At 69.3% G+C, this 15,972-nt stretch carries 18 protein-coding genes; 2 read left to right on the top strand and 16 right to left on the bottom strand.

Features of this window, described 5'->3' with window-relative positions; translation table 11 throughout:
• Positions 1 to 5 precede the first annotated feature (5 nt).
• The 11 genes from FGL15_RS10445 to FGL15_RS10495 form a co-directional block, all read right to left on the bottom strand.
• Positions 6 to 818 carry an HAD family hydrolase gene (locus tag FGL15_RS10445; protein WP_138945981.1) on the bottom strand — a complete coding sequence of 271 codons (813 nt, stop codon included), beginning with the start codon at positions 816 to 818 and terminating at the stop codon, positions 6 to 8.
• Positions 815 to 1,984: a cysteine protease StiP family protein gene (locus tag FGL15_RS10450; protein WP_085511191.1), complete on the bottom strand. Its 1,170-nt coding sequence runs from the start codon at positions 1,982 to 1,984 to the stop codon at positions 815 to 817. Before FGL15_RS10450 ends, FGL15_RS10445 begins: the two co-directional genes overlap by 4 nt.
• Positions 1,966 to 3,360, bottom strand: coding sequence for a phosphoribosyltransferase domain-containing protein (locus FGL15_RS10455; protein ID WP_168223369.1), 1,395 nt, complete (start codon positions 3,358 to 3,360; stop codon positions 1,966 to 1,968). Before FGL15_RS10455 ends, FGL15_RS10450 begins: the two co-directional genes overlap by 19 nt.
• Positions 3,357 to 4,550, bottom strand: a complete 1,194-nt coding sequence (locus FGL15_RS10460) for an HpcH/HpaI aldolase/citrate lyase family protein (RefSeq protein WP_138945983.1) — start codon at positions 4,548 to 4,550, stop codon at positions 3,357 to 3,359. The genes FGL15_RS10455 and FGL15_RS10460 overlap by 4 nt, the downstream gene beginning before the upstream one ends.
• A gap of 2 nt (positions 4,551 to 4,552) precedes the next feature.
• Complete coding sequence (locus FGL15_RS10465) at positions 4,553 to 5,401, bottom strand: hypothetical protein (protein ID WP_138945984.1); 849 nt, start codon at positions 5,399 to 5,401, stop codon at positions 4,553 to 4,555.
• Positions 5,402 to 5,404: 3 nt separating this feature from the next.
• A complete protein-coding gene (locus tag FGL15_RS10470) occupies positions 5,405 to 5,956 on the bottom strand; it encodes a TerD family protein (RefSeq protein ID WP_064295863.1) in 552 nt (183 codons plus the stop codon).
• Positions 5,956 to 6,471 (bottom strand): hypothetical protein, encoded by a 516-nt coding sequence (locus tag FGL15_RS10475; RefSeq protein WP_079704609.1) that lies wholly within the window; start codon positions 6,469 to 6,471, stop codon positions 5,956 to 5,958. Before FGL15_RS10475 ends, FGL15_RS10470 begins: the two co-directional genes overlap by 1 nt.
• Before the next feature lie 54 nt (positions 6,472 to 6,525).
• A complete protein-coding gene (locus FGL15_RS10480; protein WP_079704610.1) occupies positions 6,526 to 7,737 on the bottom strand; it encodes a toxic anion resistance protein in 1,212 nt (403 codons plus the stop codon).
• Between the two features lie 52 nt (positions 7,738 to 7,789).
• The gene (locus FGL15_RS10485) at positions 7,790 to 8,368 is read right to left on the bottom strand and encodes a TerD family protein (protein WP_079704611.1); all 579 of its coding nucleotides are present in this window, start codon (positions 8,366 to 8,368) and stop codon (positions 7,790 to 7,792) included.
• 58 nt (positions 8,369 to 8,426) lie between these two features.
• Positions 8,427 to 9,017 carry a TerD family protein gene (locus FGL15_RS10490; RefSeq protein ID WP_138945985.1) on the bottom strand — a complete coding sequence of 197 codons (591 nt, stop codon included), beginning with the start codon at positions 9,015 to 9,017 and terminating at the stop codon, positions 8,427 to 8,429.
• Positions 9,018 to 9,146: 129 nt separating this feature from the next.
• Positions 9,147 to 10,370 (bottom strand): TerC family protein, encoded by a 1,224-nt coding sequence (locus FGL15_RS10495; RefSeq protein WP_079704613.1) that lies wholly within the window; start codon positions 10,368 to 10,370, stop codon positions 9,147 to 9,149.
• Positions 10,371 to 10,492: 122 nt separating this feature from the next.
• On the opposite strand from FGL15_RS10495, the gene FGL15_RS21245 reads away from it, so the two are divergent.
• Entirely contained in the window at positions 10,493 to 10,984 is a 492-nt protein-coding gene (locus tag FGL15_RS21245) for a MarR family winged helix-turn-helix transcriptional regulator (RefSeq protein WP_086472760.1), read from the top strand.
• A gap of 10 nt (positions 10,985 to 10,994) precedes the next feature.
• On the opposite strand, the gene FGL15_RS10505 is transcribed toward FGL15_RS21245, so the two are convergent.
• Positions 10,995 to 11,492, bottom strand: a complete 498-nt coding sequence (locus FGL15_RS10505) for a GtrA family protein (RefSeq protein ID WP_138945987.1) — start codon at positions 11,490 to 11,492, stop codon at positions 10,995 to 10,997.
• 4 nt (positions 11,493 to 11,496) lie between these two features.
• A complete protein-coding gene (locus FGL15_RS10510; protein ID WP_138945988.1) occupies positions 11,497 to 13,017 on the bottom strand; it encodes a glycosyltransferase family 39 protein in 1,521 nt (506 codons plus the stop codon).
• A gap of 206 nt (positions 13,018 to 13,223) precedes the next feature.
• Between FGL15_RS10510 and FGL15_RS10515 the strand changes: the two genes are divergently transcribed.
• On the top strand, positions 13,224 to 13,877 hold the full coding sequence (locus FGL15_RS10515; protein WP_138945989.1) for a hypothetical protein: 654 nt from the start codon (positions 13,224 to 13,226) through the stop codon (positions 13,875 to 13,877).
• A 373-nt stretch (positions 13,878 to 14,250) separates the two neighbouring features.
• Here the strand turns inward: FGL15_RS10515 and FGL15_RS10520 are convergent, their stop codons facing one another.
• From FGL15_RS10520 to FGL15_RS10530, 3 genes are all read right to left on the bottom strand, one after another.
• A complete protein-coding gene (locus FGL15_RS10520) occupies positions 14,251 to 14,580 on the bottom strand; it encodes an HNH endonuclease signature motif containing protein (protein WP_138945990.1) in 330 nt (109 codons plus the stop codon).
• 232 nt (positions 14,581 to 14,812) lie between these two features.
• A complete protein-coding gene (locus tag FGL15_RS10525) occupies positions 14,813 to 14,986 on the bottom strand; it encodes a CsbD family protein (RefSeq protein ID WP_079704619.1) in 174 nt (57 codons plus the stop codon).
• Positions 14,987 to 15,187: 201 nt separating this feature from the next.
• Positions 15,188 to 15,916 carry a VIT family protein gene (locus FGL15_RS10530; RefSeq protein WP_079704620.1) on the bottom strand — a complete coding sequence of 243 codons (729 nt, stop codon included), beginning with the start codon at positions 15,914 to 15,916 and terminating at the stop codon, positions 15,188 to 15,190.
• Positions 15,917 to 15,972 lie beyond the last annotated feature (56 nt).

Here is a 15,972-nt window from a genome sequence, read left to right on the forward strand (position 1 = left end):
TCGGGTCAGCGGCCCCGGACGGCTGCCGCCGTCATCAGCCGCAGCAGTTCCTCGCCGGCGAGGATGCCGCGCCGCTCGGTGACCGTCAACGTGTCGATCGTGAAGCCCTCGTCGTCGAGCTCGCCGTGCGCCGGACGGAACGCGAGGTCGGCGGTCTCCAGCATCGACTGGTCGAGGAGCGAGTCGCCGGCCGCAAGGACGAGTGGGCCGTCGAGGCGGCGGGCGACCTCGCTGACGGCGTCGTGCTTCGTGAGCGTCCGCGGCACGCAGTAGAGCTTGCGTCCCTGCAGGGAGACCGTCCAGCCGAGCCGTTCGCACTCCTGCTCGACCTGTTCGAGCCAGCCCGCCGGGATCGCGTCGCGCTCGACGATCGAGTAGAAGAACAGCGCGTCCGCGACGTTCGTCTTGAGGATCCAGGTCGGCGACGCCAGCTCCTCGAAGCGCGCCAGTGCCTCGTCGAGCGGAGCGGTGTGGTCGGTGAGGTGCGCTCGCACCCGGTCGCGCCAGTCGGCGTCGGGGACGCCGTCGACGAGGATCTCGCCGCCGTTGCTCGTGATCGCGTACGCGGGCGCGCCGCCCGGCAGCTGCACCCGCTGATACTGCGCCACGGTCCGCGTCGTGACGGGCATGAAGACGGCGTGCGAGCGCAGCTCGATCAGCAGGCGCTCCGACTCGCGCGTCATGAACGAGATCGGCACGCCGTTCCAGAGCTCTGAGACGATGATCGACGGCGCCTCGGGGTCCGGCGTCTCGAGCCAGAACGCCTTCGGCGAGTAGATGAGGGTGCGGTCCAGGTCGCAGGCGACGAGGGCGCTCACTGGGCGTCTCCCGCCGCGGCGTCGCTCAACGGATTGATGAGCCCGACACAGCTGTAGGGCAACCCGGGCACGACCTCGACCGGCACACCGCGCTGCTCGGCGAGCAGGAGCACGTGCGCGACGTCGTCGAGGGCGTCCGGCGACACGAGCACCTTCCACGGCACCCGGCGGAGCAGGACGCGGGTGGTCTCGCCGACACCCGGCTTCACGAGGTTCACGGTCGGGATGTCGTACTGTTCGCGGATCCGCTCGACGGCCTCCCAGCCGATCCAGCTCGGCTCGCGATCGGCCGCCGAGGCCTCCTCCACACCCGCGGCGACGTCGTCGACCACCTCGGCGAAGCGGCTCGAGACCGCGTCGAGGAAGGCGCCGGAGACGTCGTGACTGCTCAGCTCGCGGTAGAACTTGGCACCGTGGAACTGGTCGTCGGAGAGCAGCTCGCGGTTGTACACCGTGCGGGACACGAGGCCGGAGACGGTGGAGTTCAAGCACGCCGAGGGGATGAGGTAGTCGTCGCGGGTGCCGTACACGGGCACGCAGTGGCCGGGGTCCGCGAGGACCGCCAGTTCGTCGGAGAAGCGGATGCCGTCGGTCTCGGCGAAGAGTTCCAGCGCCGCCGTCAGTTCGCGCGCGATGGCGCCCTTGCCGGTCCAGCCGTCGACGAACGCGATCTGCTCCGGGTCGTGGTGCGCCGCGAGGTAGCGCAGCGCGGTCCCGTCGACGCCGACACCGCGCACGATGCTCATCGTGTAGTGCGGCACGTCGATCCCGCGGACCTCCTTCGCCCAGCGACGCATGAGGATCCCGATGGGCGTTCCGGCGCGGGCGAGGGAGACCAGCACGGGGCGGTTCGCGCGGGACGCCAGGACGAGGTCGGTGACGACACCGACGGCCACCGCGAGACGTCGGCTCGACCGCGCGAGGGCGTCCCGGTAGAGCTCCTCGTACTCGGGGGAGGGCAGGTACTCGATGGGCAGCGACTCGGCGTAGTGCGCGCGACCGCTCTGGATCGCGGCCTCGCGTTCGGAGGCGTCGGCCTCGAGGCGGGTGTCGCCGAGGTCGGTGAGCAGCCAGCGCACCTCCGAGGCGTCGTAGGACCCGAAGTCCGGTCCGGTGAGCGGCTCGGGGAGGGCGGCGGCGTCGATGGTCACGGTGCGGGGTTCCATTCGGCTGGGGTCGGGACGGATTCGGTGAGGAGGACGACGATGACGTGTTCGGTGACGGTCCGCAGCGCCTCGACGACGCCGTCGGGCCGGAGCAGGAGCTCGCGGTCGGCGCCCGGCTCCGGGAACAGCACCACCGCCGCGAACCGCGAGCCGCCGCGCGAGAGGTTGTAGGCGAAGCGGGGTCCGAAGCCGTCGATCGTGCGGTCGTGGCTGGTGAAGGACACCGCGCTCGCGATGGCGTAGTCGTCACGGTCGATCACGGCGATGGGGGACCGCGTGGTGGTGGAGAAGCGCGTCGCTCCGCGCGCGCGGTCGAGGTGGGCGGCGACGGCCAGCGGGACCGCGATGAACTCCTCGGAGCCGAGCACCACCACCTCGCCGTCCGGCAGCTCCGGAAGGACCCGGTCGGCGATCGCGGCGGTCACCGCGCCGTCCAGGCGTCCTGGCGCACCGAAGCGCGCGCTCCGCACGGGCGGCAGGTCGGAGGCGTCCACGACGACGACGTCGCCGGCTGCGGTCGATCCTGCGACCGATGCGGCGGGTGCAGCGTCGATGACCGCTCGCGCGCGGGCGAGGACGTCCTCCGGAAGGTCGACGGCACCCACGCCGAGCGCGACGACGGTGATCCGGGTGCCGAGGTGGTGGGCGAGGTCGTCGAAGCGCTGCCGGTCCGCATCCGAACGGAGGTCGATGAGGCCCGCGACCACCCAGTGCGCCTGCGGCGTGGTGGCGTGCAGGGCGGTGATCGTGTTGCGGACGGTGCGTCCCGTGCTCAACTCGTCGTCGACGAGCACCGTGGTGCCGCCGACCGTGGCCCACGCGGGGTCGCTCGGGTACAGGCGGTGGTCGCTCGCGTGCGAGTGCTCCTCCTCGAACGGTGTGAAGGGCACGTCCGCCTCGTGCCTCGTGGAGTGGAGGTACGGCGAGCCGAGCGCGTCGGCGACGATGTGGCCGAGGCCGGTCGCCGTCTCCGCGTAGCCGACGGTGACGAGCTCCGGGCCGGCAGCTGGGGCCGCATCGCGGAGCTGGGCGAGGTGCTCGCGGACGGCGGTGAGGGCGGCGAGACCCTCAGCATCCGGCCGTTCCCGACGGGCCAGGAGCTGCGCCACCGTGTCGAACGGCGCCGTCTCCGGATCGCTGTCGTCGAGCGCGCTCCGCACCAGCAGTCCGAGCAGTTCGCCGGCGGTGAGTGCCAGTCCGGGTACGGTCGGCACGTGTTTGGCGAGGACCGTCGACACGAGCAGCTGCGCGCGTTTGGGGTTGTCTCGGAGTGCGAGACCGACGAGGTCCTCCACCGGGATCAGGCTCCGGGACGCGTCCGAGCGCAGGCCGATGCCGACGGCGTCACTGACGAAGCGGCCCGTCCATGCCGTCACCGCATGCTCGTCTCGAGGAGGTCGACGAAGGTCGTCTCCTCCGCTGCCACCCCGAAGGCATCCGCGCGGAGCAGGGTCTTGCGCGCCCACGCCTGGTGCGGCTTCATCTCGTTCATCTTGTTCCGGTAGGGGGAGGCGTTGGCGCCGCCGCCCACGTCGCCGACGACGGAGAGGGCGTCGACGTACTCCTCGTGGCTCACGACCGACATCGCGTGGACGACCGGCACGTGGCTCGGGTGGATGACCGTCTTGCCGAGCAACCCGTTCGCCTGGTCGAGCGCGATCTCGCGGATGAGGCCGTCGAGTCCCTTGAGGAGGAGCTTCTGACGCAGCTGCGCTTCGTTCGCGTCCTGGAACGGCGTCATGCGCAGCTGTGGGCGCATGAGCCGCTCCGCGTTGTGGAAGTGCTCCCAGACCGTGCCGGTGATGACGAAGTCGTCGCCCGGCCGACCGAAGACGTTGACGACGTCGGCGATGACCGAGGAGACGAGTTTCACGTCGTACACGGTGAGGTCGCGGGAGCGCCGGAGCGAGAAGGCGCTCGAGAGGTCGGTGGCGCCGATCCGGACCGCCAGGACGTCCTCGCGGTGGGCCTTGGTGACGTCGACGATCCCGGAGAGGGTGTCGTCGCGGGTCTCACGGTGGATCATCCGCGGCGACTCGAGGATCGGCATGACCCGGAGGCGGCGCGCGCCGTTCGACCCGTCCTGCCCGTAGTCGCGCTGCACGCGGCCGAGCGCTTCGAAGAAGCGGTCCGCCACCCCGTCGCTGTTCTCGTACTTGGGGATGACGAAGCCGCTCAGGAGGTCGAGTCCCGGGCCGAGGAGCCCGGCGACCCGCTCGAGCTGCTCGGGCGTGCGGACGCGGATGAAGAGCAGTGGCAGCACGGGGCGCTTGGACCCCGAGCTCTTGGCGGCGAGCTGCTGCATCGCCTCCGCGACGTTCGTCTCGGCGAACTCGACCGCGTCGTCGGGGACCGAGTCCTCGAGGCACAGCACCATGCTCAGGCAGCCGTGCTTCGCCTGCTTCACGACGTCCTTCGCGAGCGTCGGGCGCGTGCCTGGGCTGTAGAGCGTGGCGCCGAGTGCCGCCGCCACGTGTTCCGGCGGGGAGTCGATGCTGATGGGGCTCGGGAGCTTGTGGAACAGCCGCGACGCGCGCTTGTCGTCGACGTAACTGAAGTGGCGCATGGTCATCGTCTCCGGGGTTCGCGGGCGACGACGTACGGCGTCGGCTCGAAGCCGAACTGCTGCAGGAGCGTCTGGAGGGGGATCTCGGCGGGAAGGGGTTCGAGGCGGAGTTCGAGTCTCGACCCGATGCGCAGCAGCGAGACGACCGGCGGTGCGCCGGTGTCGTCAGCCGCGGCGAAGCTCTCGCCGTCGAAGAGCTGCACCGTCAGTGGGTGACCGGCTGTGCCGACGAACAACGCCCGCCGGATGAGGTGCACGTGCCGGAGCGCGAGGATCGCGTCGCCGCCGTCGAAACCCAGCAACGGCCGGTTGCCGGGCGTCGTCACGGGCGTGCCGTCGATGCCGTCGGCCGTCGCGATCCCCGTGACGAGCTCGACGGTCTCCCACACGATCGCCGTCGCTCCGCCGACGATGAGGCTGCCGATCGCCGACTGACGAGGGTCGAGCCGGACCAGCGGGGTCTCGTCGTCGAGGACGCGGACCTCCTCGGCCGTCGGGGCGGGGAAGGGCTGTGGGGTGCTGGGCGTCGACGGGGGCGACGACGCCGCGTTCACCGAGGGGGTCGCCACGGCGGGCGTCGAGGGCCCGCCGAGCGTGAGTCCCGTCGATGGTGCCGACGGTGCCGACGGCGCTGCCGATGCCACCGGGGCAGGGGGTGCGGCGGCGGGCGTCGACGGCCCGCCGAGCGTGAGTCCTGTCGACGGTGCTGGCGACGCGGCGGGCGCCGCGGGGGCAGGTGCCGCAGGGGTGCTCGCCACCGGCTCGACCTGGGCGACCGGCGCAGGCCGCGGCTTCACCCGACGACGCAGGTAGTCGATGTCCCGTCGCACCGGGGAGGTGTTGAGCGGCACGGCTCAGAGGTCGATTCTGAAGTCGCGCGCCACCCCGGCGAGCCCGCCGGCGTAGCCCTGCCCGAGGGCACGGAACTTCCAGTCCGAGCGGTGCCGGTACAGCTCGGCGAGGAGCAGCGCCTGGCTAGAGCGGACCTCGGCGATCGGCACGTCGAAGCGCACGAGCTCCCGACCGTCGGGCGTGGCGACGCGGACGAACGCCGAGCGCACGGGCGAGAAGTCGCCGGGACCGCGGACGTCGGGGTCGATGTAGAGCAGGAAGGCGATCTTCGACACGGCGTCCGGCACGCGCGACAGTTCGACGTCGATCTCCTCGTCGTCGGCCTCGGACGAGAAGGTGACCGCGCCGTCCTGGCTCTCGACCTGGTTGAAGAACACGAGGTGGTCGTCGGACAGTGCCTTGCCGTCGTCGCCGCACATGATCGCCAGCGGAACGGGTTCGCTCTGCGGTCCGCGGCTCGCGATGACGTCCCAGCCGAACCCGATGAGCACGGCGTCGAGACCGGGGTTCTCGGCGGTGAGCGCGGCGTTCGCGCCCGCGATCAGCGACGCCATCAGTGCGCACCCAACACGAGACCGGCGTCGGGCTCCTGGAACTTGTCAGAGAGGAACCGACCGTGCGTCGAGAGTTCGGCGATCGCGCCGATGCGGATCTGGTTGAGGAGGTCGCGGATGGTCTCCTCGATGAGCTCCAGCTGACGGGCGAAGACGATCGTGCTGCGGGAGTCGTCGGTGCGGTCCGCGGCCGGCAGTGCGAGGAAGGAGCGCAGTGGGCTCGGGAGGTAGTCCGTCACCATTGCGGCGAGGAGCACGCGCTGCTCGGTCGACGCACCCTGGTCTGCGATGGTCGCGACGACGAGGCGCAACTGGTCGTCGATCTGTCGGAGCTGCGAGGTGAGCAGCGTGGGGAGGTCGCGCCCCACGGAGCGCACCGAGTCGCGGAGTTCGTCGAGGTGCCGGGCCGTCTGCTCGTCCTCGGTTTCACCGACGGGCGCCGGCGTGGCGTCGACGACGCCGAGCGGCTCGGCCCCGCCGGTCCGCAGTGCGTTCAGCAGTCGTCCGAATGCCATCCCTCGTCCCCTTCGTCCTCAGCGACCCGTGCGCCCGGTCACCCGAGCGTGAGGCTACCGCAGTTCGCGCTGCTCGGCCTGACGGCTGCGCTCGAGGTACGGCTTCGCCTTCTCGAGACCAGATTCGAGCGCGTTGACGGTGCCCTCCATGTTCTTGGCGGCTTCGGCACGGAAGGTGTCGATCGCGTCCATGGTCTGGAAGACGTTGTCGAACGCGCGCTGCAGGGTCTCGACGCTGACACCCGCGGTGGATGCCTGCTGGTGGATGCGCGTGGTCTGGTCCTTCAGCATCTCGCTGGTCTGCAGGATCATGTTGTTCGTCGTGGTGTTGATCGCGTCGATCTGGTCGAGGACCATCTTCTGGTTCGCGAGGGCCTGCGCGACGACGACGGCGGTCCGCAGGGCGGCGATCGTCGTGGTGCGAGCGCGGTCGACACCCTTGATGAGCTCGAGGTTGTTCTTGCGGATGAGGTCCATCGCGAGATAGCCCTGCACCGAGACGGCGAGCTGCGTGAGGATGTCCTGGTGGCGCTGGCGGACGGGGAAGAGGACGTCGGCCTCGAGCTTCTGGGCCTCCTCGATGCGCCCGGAGGAGCGGGCTTCGTCGATCTTGGCGACACAGGCGGCGTCGAGTGCCTTCGCGAAGACGGCGTACTCGCTGAGCGCCTGCATCGTCTCCCAGAGCTGGACCTTCTCGCCGGCGAGGGCGGCGTTGTCCTTCAGGAGTTCGTCCTGGCCGGCCATGAGCGACTTGATGATCTTGTCGAGCTGGGTCTGCGCGGACTCGTACTTCTGGAAGTACTTGGCGAGCTTGTTGCCGCCCGGGATGAACCCGAGGATCTTGCGGCCGACGCCGAGGTCCGCCTGGTTCGGCGTGAGGTCCTCGACGGTGCTGCGGAGGTCGCCGAGCGTGGTAGCGACCTTGATCTGCGCGCTGTCACCCGAGCGCTTCGCACCGGCGACCGAGGTCGACGAGCGGTCGAGCATGCGGGAGGAGTACCCGCTCGACTGCACCATCTCCTTGCCGCCGATCTGGGAGATGCCCTCGATCTTCTGCGTGAACTCGGGCGAGCGCGGGTCGAGCGTCGCGACCTCCGTCACGAAGGAGCGCGCCTGCTGCTGGATCTCCGTCTGGCGCTCCGCCGGGACCGGGACCATGCCCGGTGCCTCTTCGGCCTGCACGACGTCCGGTGCATCCGGAGCGTGCAGCACGAGGGAGGCTGCTGCCTGTTCGTTGGCGTCTGGCGGAGTGAGTGGCGTGCTCATGCGGTCGACCTTGCTCTCGTGTGTGGCTTGCTCGTGATGGAGGCGTCGGTGCTCAGCCGAGCGGGACGCCGAAGTCGCCGGCGATGCCGGCGAGACCGGTGGTGTAGCCCTGGCCGACGGCCTTGAACTTCCACTCGGATCCGTTGCGGTAGAGCTCCGAGAACAGCATGGCGGTCTCGGGGGCGGCGTCCTCGCTGAGGTCGAAGCGGACGATCTCGGTGCCGTCCTGGTCGACGATGCGACAGTACGCGCCGCGGACCTGGCCGAAGTTCTGGCGTCGCTCGTCGGCCTTGTCGATCGACACGGCGATGATCACGCGCTCGACGTCTGCCCCGACCGCGTTCAGATCGACCGAGATCTGCTCGTCGTCGCCCTCGCCGTCGCCGGTGCGGTTGTCGCCGAGGTGCTTGACGGAGCCGTCCGCTGAGGCGGGCTGGTTGTAGAAGATGAAGTCGGCGGAGGAGCGCACCTTGCCGTTCGCGCCGACGAGCAGCGCCGAGGCGTCGAGGTCGAACGCCTCACCGCTCGTGGTGCGCGGGTCCCACCCGAGACCGACCGTCGCGACGGTCAGGCCGGGGCTGGTCTTCGTGAGCGAGAGGTTGTTGCCCTTTTCGAGGGTGAGTCCTGCCATGGTGATCGCTTCTCCTTCGGAACTGCGCTGTCGCGCGGGGGACTGCTGCGGGTGGTGCTCAGAGCGCCTGGGCGGCCGGGCCGAGCAGGTCCATGACGGAACGCCCGTTGGCGCGCTCGCCGATCGCCTTGAAGGTCCAGCCGTTGCCCTCACGCGAGACCTTCGACATGATCATCGCGGTGTGCGGGCCGGAGTCGGTGAGCTGGTAGCGGGCGACCTCGGGCGAGCCGGGGGTCGAGTCGTCGATGATGCGGCTGAAGGCGTTCTGCACGGTGTCGAAGGTCTGGCGGCTGTAGCTGCTGATCACGAACACGATCTGCTGAACGGACGGGGCGACCTTCGAGAGGTCGACGAGGATCGTCTCATCGTCGCCGTCGCCGGCACCCGTGAGGTTGTCGCCGGTGTGGCTGGCCGAGCCGTCCTTGCTCGCGAGCTGCTGGAACCAGATGGTGTCGAGCACCTTGCCGGTGGCGTCGAAGAAGATCGCCGAGGCGTCCAGGTCGATGTCGGGTGCGGACGAGCGCCCGAAGAAGCCGCGCTTCACCGGTGCGACGCCGTCCCAGCCGAGACCGAGGCGGATCCGCGTGAGCGAACCGCCGTCCTGCTTCGTCAGTGAGAGCGACTGGCCCTTTTCCAGACTCAGACCCATGGTTCCGTCTCCTAGATGCTTCATCGTGTTGCTGGTGGTGAGGTGTGGGACGTGCGCCCCCGGCCGAGGCTGGGAGCGCACGTCAACGTTATCGGTTCATCCGGGCGAACGCCCGGATTCCCGGTCCGTTCAGAGCAGGCCGCGTGAGTCGGAGCTCTTCGCCTGCAGCTCGTGGGCCCGGGCGAGCAGCCGTTGGAGCTCCTCGTCGTCGGCCGCCTTCGCCTGGTGCTTGGGCTTCAGGTTGGCGAAGGACTTCTGGCGCTCGACCATGCGGGTGTAGCTCGTCTCGAGTTCGACCTCGTCCACGTGGTGACCGTCCGGGATGTCCTCCGGGGAGTCGGCGTGGTCGACGATCTTCTTCGCCTGGGTGCGGGCGTCGCTGATGATCGTGTGCGCACGACCGGCCGGGCTGAGGAGCGAGGCGAGGACCGTGACGGTCAGGATACCGATGATGACGATGAGCGACAGGCCCGTGCTGATCTCGAACACCGGGATGTGCTCGCCACCGTTGAGGAACGGCAGGGTGTTCTCGTGCAGCGCGTGCAGGACGAGCTTCACACCGATGAATCCGAGGATCGCCGCCAGGCCGTAGCTCAGGAAGATGAGGCGGTCGAGCAGGCCGTCGATGAGGAAGTAGAGCTGACGGAGGCCGAGCAGCGAGAACGCCGTCGCGGTGAAGACGATGTACGGGTTCTGCGTGAGGCCGAAGATCGCGGGGATCGAGTCGAGCGCGAAGAGCAGGTCGGTGCCGCCGATGGCGACCATGACGAGCAGCATCGGCGTGAGGACCTTCTTGCCGTTCTCGATGGTGACGAGCTTGTCGCCGTCGTAGCGGTCGGTCGTCTTGAACAGACGCTTGGCGAGACGGATGACGAAGTTGTTCGCGTCGTCGCTCTCCTCCTCCGGGCGGAGGAGCTTGATCGCCGTGAAGATGAGGAACGCGCCGAAGATGTAGAACAGCCAGGACCAGGCGTTGACCGCGGCGGCACCGAGGAAGATGAAGCCGGTGCGGGCGATGAGGGCGAAGACGATGCCGAAGAGGAGCACCTTCTGCTGGTCGGCCCGCGGCACGCGGAAGCTCGACATGATGATGAGGAAGACGAAGAGGTTGTCGACCGACAGGGCCTTCTCCGTGATGTAGCCGGCGAAGTACTCGGATCCGAGTGTGCCACCGCCGAAGAAGAGGACGCCGAGGCCGAAGACGATGGCGATACCGACGTAGAGGGCCGACCACTTCGCGGCTTCCGGCAGCGTCGGCTCGTGGGCCTTGCGCACGTGGAAGATGAAGTCGAAGGCGAGGAGGGCCAGAATGCCGACGATCGTCAGCAGCCAGACGTATCCGGGGATTTCCATGGGCTGTGTTCTCCGCAGCGCTCGAGGTGGGGGACGGGTGATGTTTAGTTGGTGCCGTCCCACTATATAGTTGGTATGGTCGAACCAACACCCGAATGCACGTATTCAGAAAGAATTCAGCTATGAGCGATGACGTCGACCCCGCCGAGGCGGGAGCCGTCATCCAGGCGTCCCTCGCGACGGTGCTCCGCTGGTCCACCAGGGCCGACAACCGGCGTTCGCTGCACGACGCCGAGGGTGCCGCCCTCACCGCCACGGACGCGTGGCTCCTCGAATACGTCATCACTGCCGGACCGATCCGCATGTCCACGGTCGCGGGCTGGATGGACGTCGACAAGTCGACCGCGACGGCCGAGGTGCGTCGCCTCGAGGAGGGTGGTCTCGTCGTCCGGGCGACGGATCCGAGTGATCGCCGCGCGGTGCTCGTGAGCGCGACGGAGGAGGGACGGACGGCCCTCGAACGACACCGGCAGGCGGCGCAGCAGGTCTACAACACCCTCGTCGGCAAGTGGAGCGAGCGCGATCGAGCGGAACTCGCCCGGTTGCTCTCGCGGTTCGTCGACGAGTTCTCCTGGGTCAGCGACGCCGTCTCGCAGCACAACGCGAGTCGGTGACCGGACGGCCTCACGGGTCGATGCGCACCGGGATCGGTCCCGTCCGCTCCGCCCGAGGCCCGTACACCCAGAAGCGGTAGAGCACGAAGCGGAACGCGGAACCGAGGGCCAGCCCGACGATGTTCGCCGACACGTTGTCCGCCAGCGGCGTCGTCAGGTGCATCGCGTCATGGGAGACCCAGAGGCAGGCCAGGGCGATCGCGCCACCCGCGAGACTCACCAGACCGAATTCGAGCGCTTCGCGGGCGACGTCCGAGCGCCGATGCGCGCGGAAGGTGAGGAGCCGGTTGCCCACCCAGTTGGCCACGATGGCGAGTGTCGTCGAGATGCCCTTCGCCACGAGCAGCCCGGAGGTGCCGGTGTGGAGGAACACCGTGTACGCGAGCAGGTTGAAGACCCCGACGTCGACGAGGAAGCCGGCGCCGCCGACGAGGCCGAAGGCGGCGACCTCGCGGACGATCGGTCGCCGGAGCAGTGCGCGCGGATCGGGAAGGGCTCGGATCACCATCGCGTCACGACCTGACCAGCTCGAAGACGATGCTGCGGTGGACGGGGATGCGCTGCTCGACGTGGTAGCCGAGCGCCTCCAGATCCGCCACGTTCGGAGAGGTGCTCGAGCCCTCGACGACCCAGACGGTGTCGTGGCCGATCAGCCGGTCGTGGATCTCGGACAGCGGCGCGGCCAGGTCCCAGAGCTCTGGGCGGTCGCGGTAGCTCGTCTCGAGTGCCACGTCGTCGAGGCCGGCGAAGGCCTGCGGGTAGAGGTCGATCGCGAGCCGCGACTTGCGCGAGGGCTTCACCGACTGGTCGAAGACGACCGCGTCGCCCGGCGAGGCATGGGCCTCGACGACCTCGGCGGTCTGCCGGAGGTCGCTGCCGTCGTCCTTCGCGAAGGGGCCGCGCTGTTCCGCGAGGACCGGGATCGCGAGCGCCAGCACGAGCGCGACACCGGCCGCGGTCGCCACCGCGCGGTCCACCTGCTTCGGCAGGAGGTCGACGATCGTCCGGAGTCCGAGCGCCATCATGATCGCGACGGCCGGGACGCAGAAGGTGACGTAGCGGAGGTTGTACATCGGCGTCACGAGGGTGTTGCCGATGATGAGCAGCGCGGTCGGTGCGAGCGCCCAGACGGCGATCATCGCCAGGGCGCGACGCTGTCGGGAGGATCGGCGCACCACGAGCACCCCGATCGGAGCGAGCACGATCAGCAGCCACGCGAGCACGGCGAAGGCAGGCGTCTGGAACCACTGGCCGACGAGCACCGACTCCGGCGTCGCGTAGTCCCGCCTGCCGAGGAACGCGATCTGCTCCCGTTGCGCGATGCCGGCGATCACGATGGGAGCGCCGAGGACCAGTGCGCCGACCAGGGACCATCCCCACGCTCGCATCACCTGCCGCCCGGGCCGTTGGAGCACCATCCATGTGGCGTGCACGAAGAGGAGCATCGCGAGGTACAGGAACAGGTACATCGAGGCGGCGCTCGCGATGGCGAAGAGTGCCCAGCTGCGGCGTGATGTGGACCGGCGACGCACGAGCGACACGAACCAGACCGTCAGCCACACGACCGCGGCCATGCCCAGCGCATAGGAGCGCGTCTCGGCGCCCATCCTGGTGACCTGGGGGATCACGGCGAACACGAGGCCCGCCGTGATGCCGATCGCCGGGGTGAAGAGCGCCCTCGCGAGCACGACCGTGCCGGCCGCGGCCAGTCCGACCCCGACCGCACTCGGGAACCGCGTGACGGCCTCGGCGGTCCCGAAGGCACCGGTCCAGACGTGCAGGAACGCGTAGTACAGGCCGTGGACGGCGTCGATGTGGCCGATCATCCCGAACATGACGGGGAGGGGGCGTTCGGCGGCGAGGACGCTCGCCGCCTCGTCGCCCCAGTACGACGGCGTCCCGATGCCGATGAGCGAGACGAGGGTGGCGAAGAGGCCGACGACCCAGGGCGCGACGCGGCCGCCGAGGAGGGTGTGGAGGGCGTCCCACCGACGGCGCGAGGGCGCGGTCGGGACGGTGATCGTCGCAGTCATGGGTTCCCCTCGGACGCGACAACCTGGCGCGTCGTCTCATCGTCCGCCGCTCAAATGAACGCCAGCAGAGAGATTCCTGAGAGGGCGCGGGGGATCCTGCGGGACCGGACGCCAGGTGGCCGGCCGCCCCGGTGGGGAGTTGTCCCCATCGCGTGGCGGCGGCGCGCGGGACAGACTGCTGGAGTCCGCCGCCGAAAGGAATCCCGATGCAGCTCTCCCGCGCCACCGCCCTGATCACCCTCCCCGTCGCAGCCATGCTCGTGCTGGCCGGGTGCTCCACGCCGTCGGCCCCCGACGCGAAGCCGACGGAGAAGGCTTCGTCGTCCGCGACGTCGAAGCCGACCTCGACCGGATCGGCGGACGGCGAGGTCACCGAGCCTGGAGCGCAGGTCGGGATCGATGAGCCGATCGTCTACGAGTCGCAGGGCACCGACGGCGTCACCGCACTCATCAGTGCGAAGCTGACCGAGGTCACCCCCGCGACGGCCGACCAGGTCGCGTTCCTCAAGACGCAGTTCGACGGCGGGGAACTCGACGGCTATGACATCACGCTCATCCGGCTCGAGATGAGCAAGGTGTCGGGCGACCCGGTGGCGTTCAACAGCGACGCGACCTCCTTCTCGCCCGTCGACGCCGATGGGGAGAAGGTCCAGGAGGCCACGCTCATCGGGTGGGACGAGTGCGGATCCGAGTCGTTCACCGAGGAGTTCGACGCCGGCGCGCCGATCACGCAGTGCTACGTCGCGGCGGCTCCGGCCGGTGGCAAGGCTCCGGCCGGCCTCATGTACGACGGCGGTTTCACCGACCCGAACCCGTACGACTCCTTCGACGGCGATCCGATCCTGCTCATCAAGGACTAGCTGTACTGCAGGCCTGAGTGCCCTTCGACAAGCTCAGGGACCGAAACGTCGGGTTGACTTTTCCCGGTCACTGAGCCTGTCGAAGTGCGCACGAGGACCCCTCATCGTTCCGGGCACACTTCTTCCGGTCGCTGAGCTTGTCGAAGTGCCCACGAGGATCCCTCGATCGTTCCGGGTACACCTCTTCCGGTCGCTGAGCTTGTCGAAGTGCCCACGAGGATCCCTCGATCGTTCCGGGTACACCTCTTCCGGTCACTGAGCTTGTCGAAATGCCCACGAGGACCCCTCAATCGTTCCGGGTACACCTCTCCCGGTCACTGAGCTTGTCGAAGCGCCCACGAGAACCCTCGACAGGCTCAGGGACTCAAGCTGGTCAGAACGGTGCGGGGTCCGGTTCCGTCCTGTGGTGTTTCCCGTCGGGTGTCGTCCACTCAAGCACCCCACCGGGACCGTGGTCGAGATTCCAGCCGGGAAGGTGCTTCATCCGATGGTGATGTCGACACAGGCAGGCGAGGTTGCCGACATCTGTGGTGCCGCCGTCGTCCCACGCGACCGAATGATCGAGGTCACACGCGCGCGCTCGCCTCCCGCACCCCGGTGCCCGACAAGTGCCGTCCCGAAGCCGCACCGCGCGCTGGAGGTCGGCCGGGACCCGGTACTGGTTCCGCCCGACCGAGAGGACCGCACCCGTTTCCGGCTGCACGAGGAGAGCGGGAGGTCCCTCGTGTGCCTTTCGACAGGCTCAGGGGCCGGGGGAAGGGCGCCGGATTCGTGGGGTGCTCCGTGGGCCCTTCGACAGGCTCAGGGACCGGACAAAGAGTGCCGGGACTGGAAGGGGAGTCAGAGACCGGGGGAGGTGAGCCGAGTCGGCGTCCCCGCAGACAGACGAACGCCGGTGACCCGCGAGGGCCACCGGCGTCCGTGTGATCGGGAGGTCAGTTCTTGAACGCGTCCTTCACGTTCTCACCGGCCTGCTTCACGTCGGACTTGGCCTGGTCGGCCTTGCCCTCCGCGACGAGCTTGTCGTTGTCTGTCGCCTTGCCGACGGCCTCTTTGGCCTTGCCCGCGAGGTCTTCGGCGGCGTTCTTGATCTTGTCTCCTGCGCTCATATGGTGCTCCTCACATGTTCTTCGGGCTGTCGATCCGCACTGATCGAATCCGACAGGGCGACCTGGTGGACGCCCTTCACTTCTACACCCGGGAGCTCGACGTCCGGGCGGGGCTCCAGCAGACTCCCAGAGAACTCCCCGGACCACACAGCACCAGTGCACCCGTCGTCGGTTCGTCCTCGACTGCCAGGAGCCCGGCCATCAGACCACGCCGCTCGTGCCGAGCAGGGTGCCGATCGCGAAGGTGGCTGCGAGGGCGAGCGCTCCGCCGACCACGACCCGGACGGTCGGGCGGATCGCCGGGTTGCCGCCGATCCTCGCGCTCGTGAAGCCGGTGAGTGCCAGCGCGATGAGCACGACGACGAAGGTGATCGGGACGCGCACCTCGGGCGGCGGCAGCAGGATCGCGAGCAGGGGGAGCAGCGCCCCGACCGTGAAGGCGAGCGCCGAGGCGCCGGCGGCCGCCCACGGGCTGACGACCGCGTCCTCGGTGATGCCGAGTTCGGCCTCGAGGTGCGCCGTGAGCGGGTCGTGTGCGGTCAGCTCCTCGGCGACCCGCCTCGCGGTCGTCGGCTGGAGCCCCTTCGCCTCGTAGATCCCGGCGAGTTCCGCGAGCTCCGCCTCGGGGTCGTCGGAGAGCTCCCGCCGCTCCTTCGCGATGAGGGCCCGCTGACTGTCCCGCTGGCTGCTCACCGACACGTACTCGCCGAGGGCCATGGAGATCGCACCACCGACGAGCCCCGCGACACCCGCTGCGAGGAGCGGGGCGCTGTCGGTCGTGGCACCGGCGACACCGACGACGAGGGACGCGACGGAGACGATGCCGTCGTTCGCGCCGAGTACACCAGCACGGAGCCAGTTCAAGCGGCCCGCGAGGTCACCGCGATGCGGTTCGTCCGGGTGGGCGCCGGGTGGTGGTGATGAGCTCATGGATGCATCCAAGCACTGCGCTGGCCGCCCGCGCAGGGTTCCCGACCGGCCGCTTG

Origin of the sequence: Plantibacter sp. M259 (assembly GCF_006065115.1) — a bacterium.
GTDB classification, from domain to species: domain Bacteria; phylum Actinomycetota; class Actinomycetes; order Actinomycetales; family Microbacteriaceae; genus Plantibacter; species Plantibacter auratus.

Coding starts and splice junctions, on each gene's coding strand:
- FGL15_RS10450 (WP_085511191.1), bottom strand. CDS start 1,984: ATGGAACCCCGCACCGTGACCATCGACGCCGCCGCCCTCCCCGAGCCG.
- FGL15_RS10460 (WP_138945983.1), bottom strand. CDS start 4,550: ATGCGCCACTTCAGTTACGTCGACGACAAGCGCGCGTCGCGGCTGTTC.
- FGL15_RS10470 (WP_064295863.1), bottom strand. CDS start 5,956: ATGGCGTCGCTGATCGCGGGCGCGAACGCCGCGCTCACCGCCGAGAAC.
- FGL15_RS10475 (WP_079704609.1), bottom strand. CDS start 6,471: ATGGCATTCGGACGACTGCTGAACGCACTGCGGACCGGCGGGGCCGAG.
- FGL15_RS10480 (WP_079704610.1), bottom strand. CDS start 7,737: ATGAGCACGCCACTCACTCCGCCAGACGCCAACGAACAGGCAGCAGCC.
- FGL15_RS10485 (WP_079704611.1), bottom strand. CDS start 8,368: ATGGCAGGACTCACCCTCGAAAAGGGCAACAACCTCTCGCTCACGAAG.
- FGL15_RS10490 (WP_138945985.1), bottom strand. CDS start 9,017: ATGGGTCTGAGTCTGGAAAAGGGCCAGTCGCTCTCACTGACGAAGCAG.
- FGL15_RS10495 (WP_079704613.1), bottom strand. CDS start 10,370: ATGGAAATCCCCGGATACGTCTGGCTGCTGACGATCGTCGGCATTCTG.
- FGL15_RS21245 (WP_086472760.1), top strand. CDS start 10,493: ATGAGCGATGACGTCGACCCCGCCGAGGCGGGAGCCGTCATCCAGGCG.
- FGL15_RS10505 (WP_138945987.1), bottom strand. CDS start 11,492: ATGGTGATCCGAGCCCTTCCCGATCCGCGCGCACTGCTCCGGCGACCG.
- FGL15_RS10510 (WP_138945988.1), bottom strand. CDS start 13,017: ATGACTGCGACGATCACCGTCCCGACCGCGCCCTCGCGCCGTCGGTGG.
- FGL15_RS10515 (WP_138945989.1), top strand. CDS start 13,224: ATGCAGCTCTCCCGCGCCACCGCCCTGATCACCCTCCCCGTCGCAGCC.
- FGL15_RS10525 (WP_079704619.1), bottom strand. CDS start 14,986: ATGAGCGCAGGAGACAAGATCAAGAACGCCGCCGAAGACCTCGCGGGC.
- FGL15_RS10530 (WP_079704620.1), bottom strand. CDS start 15,916: ATGAGCTCATCACCACCACCCGGCGCCCACCCGGACGAACCGCATCGC.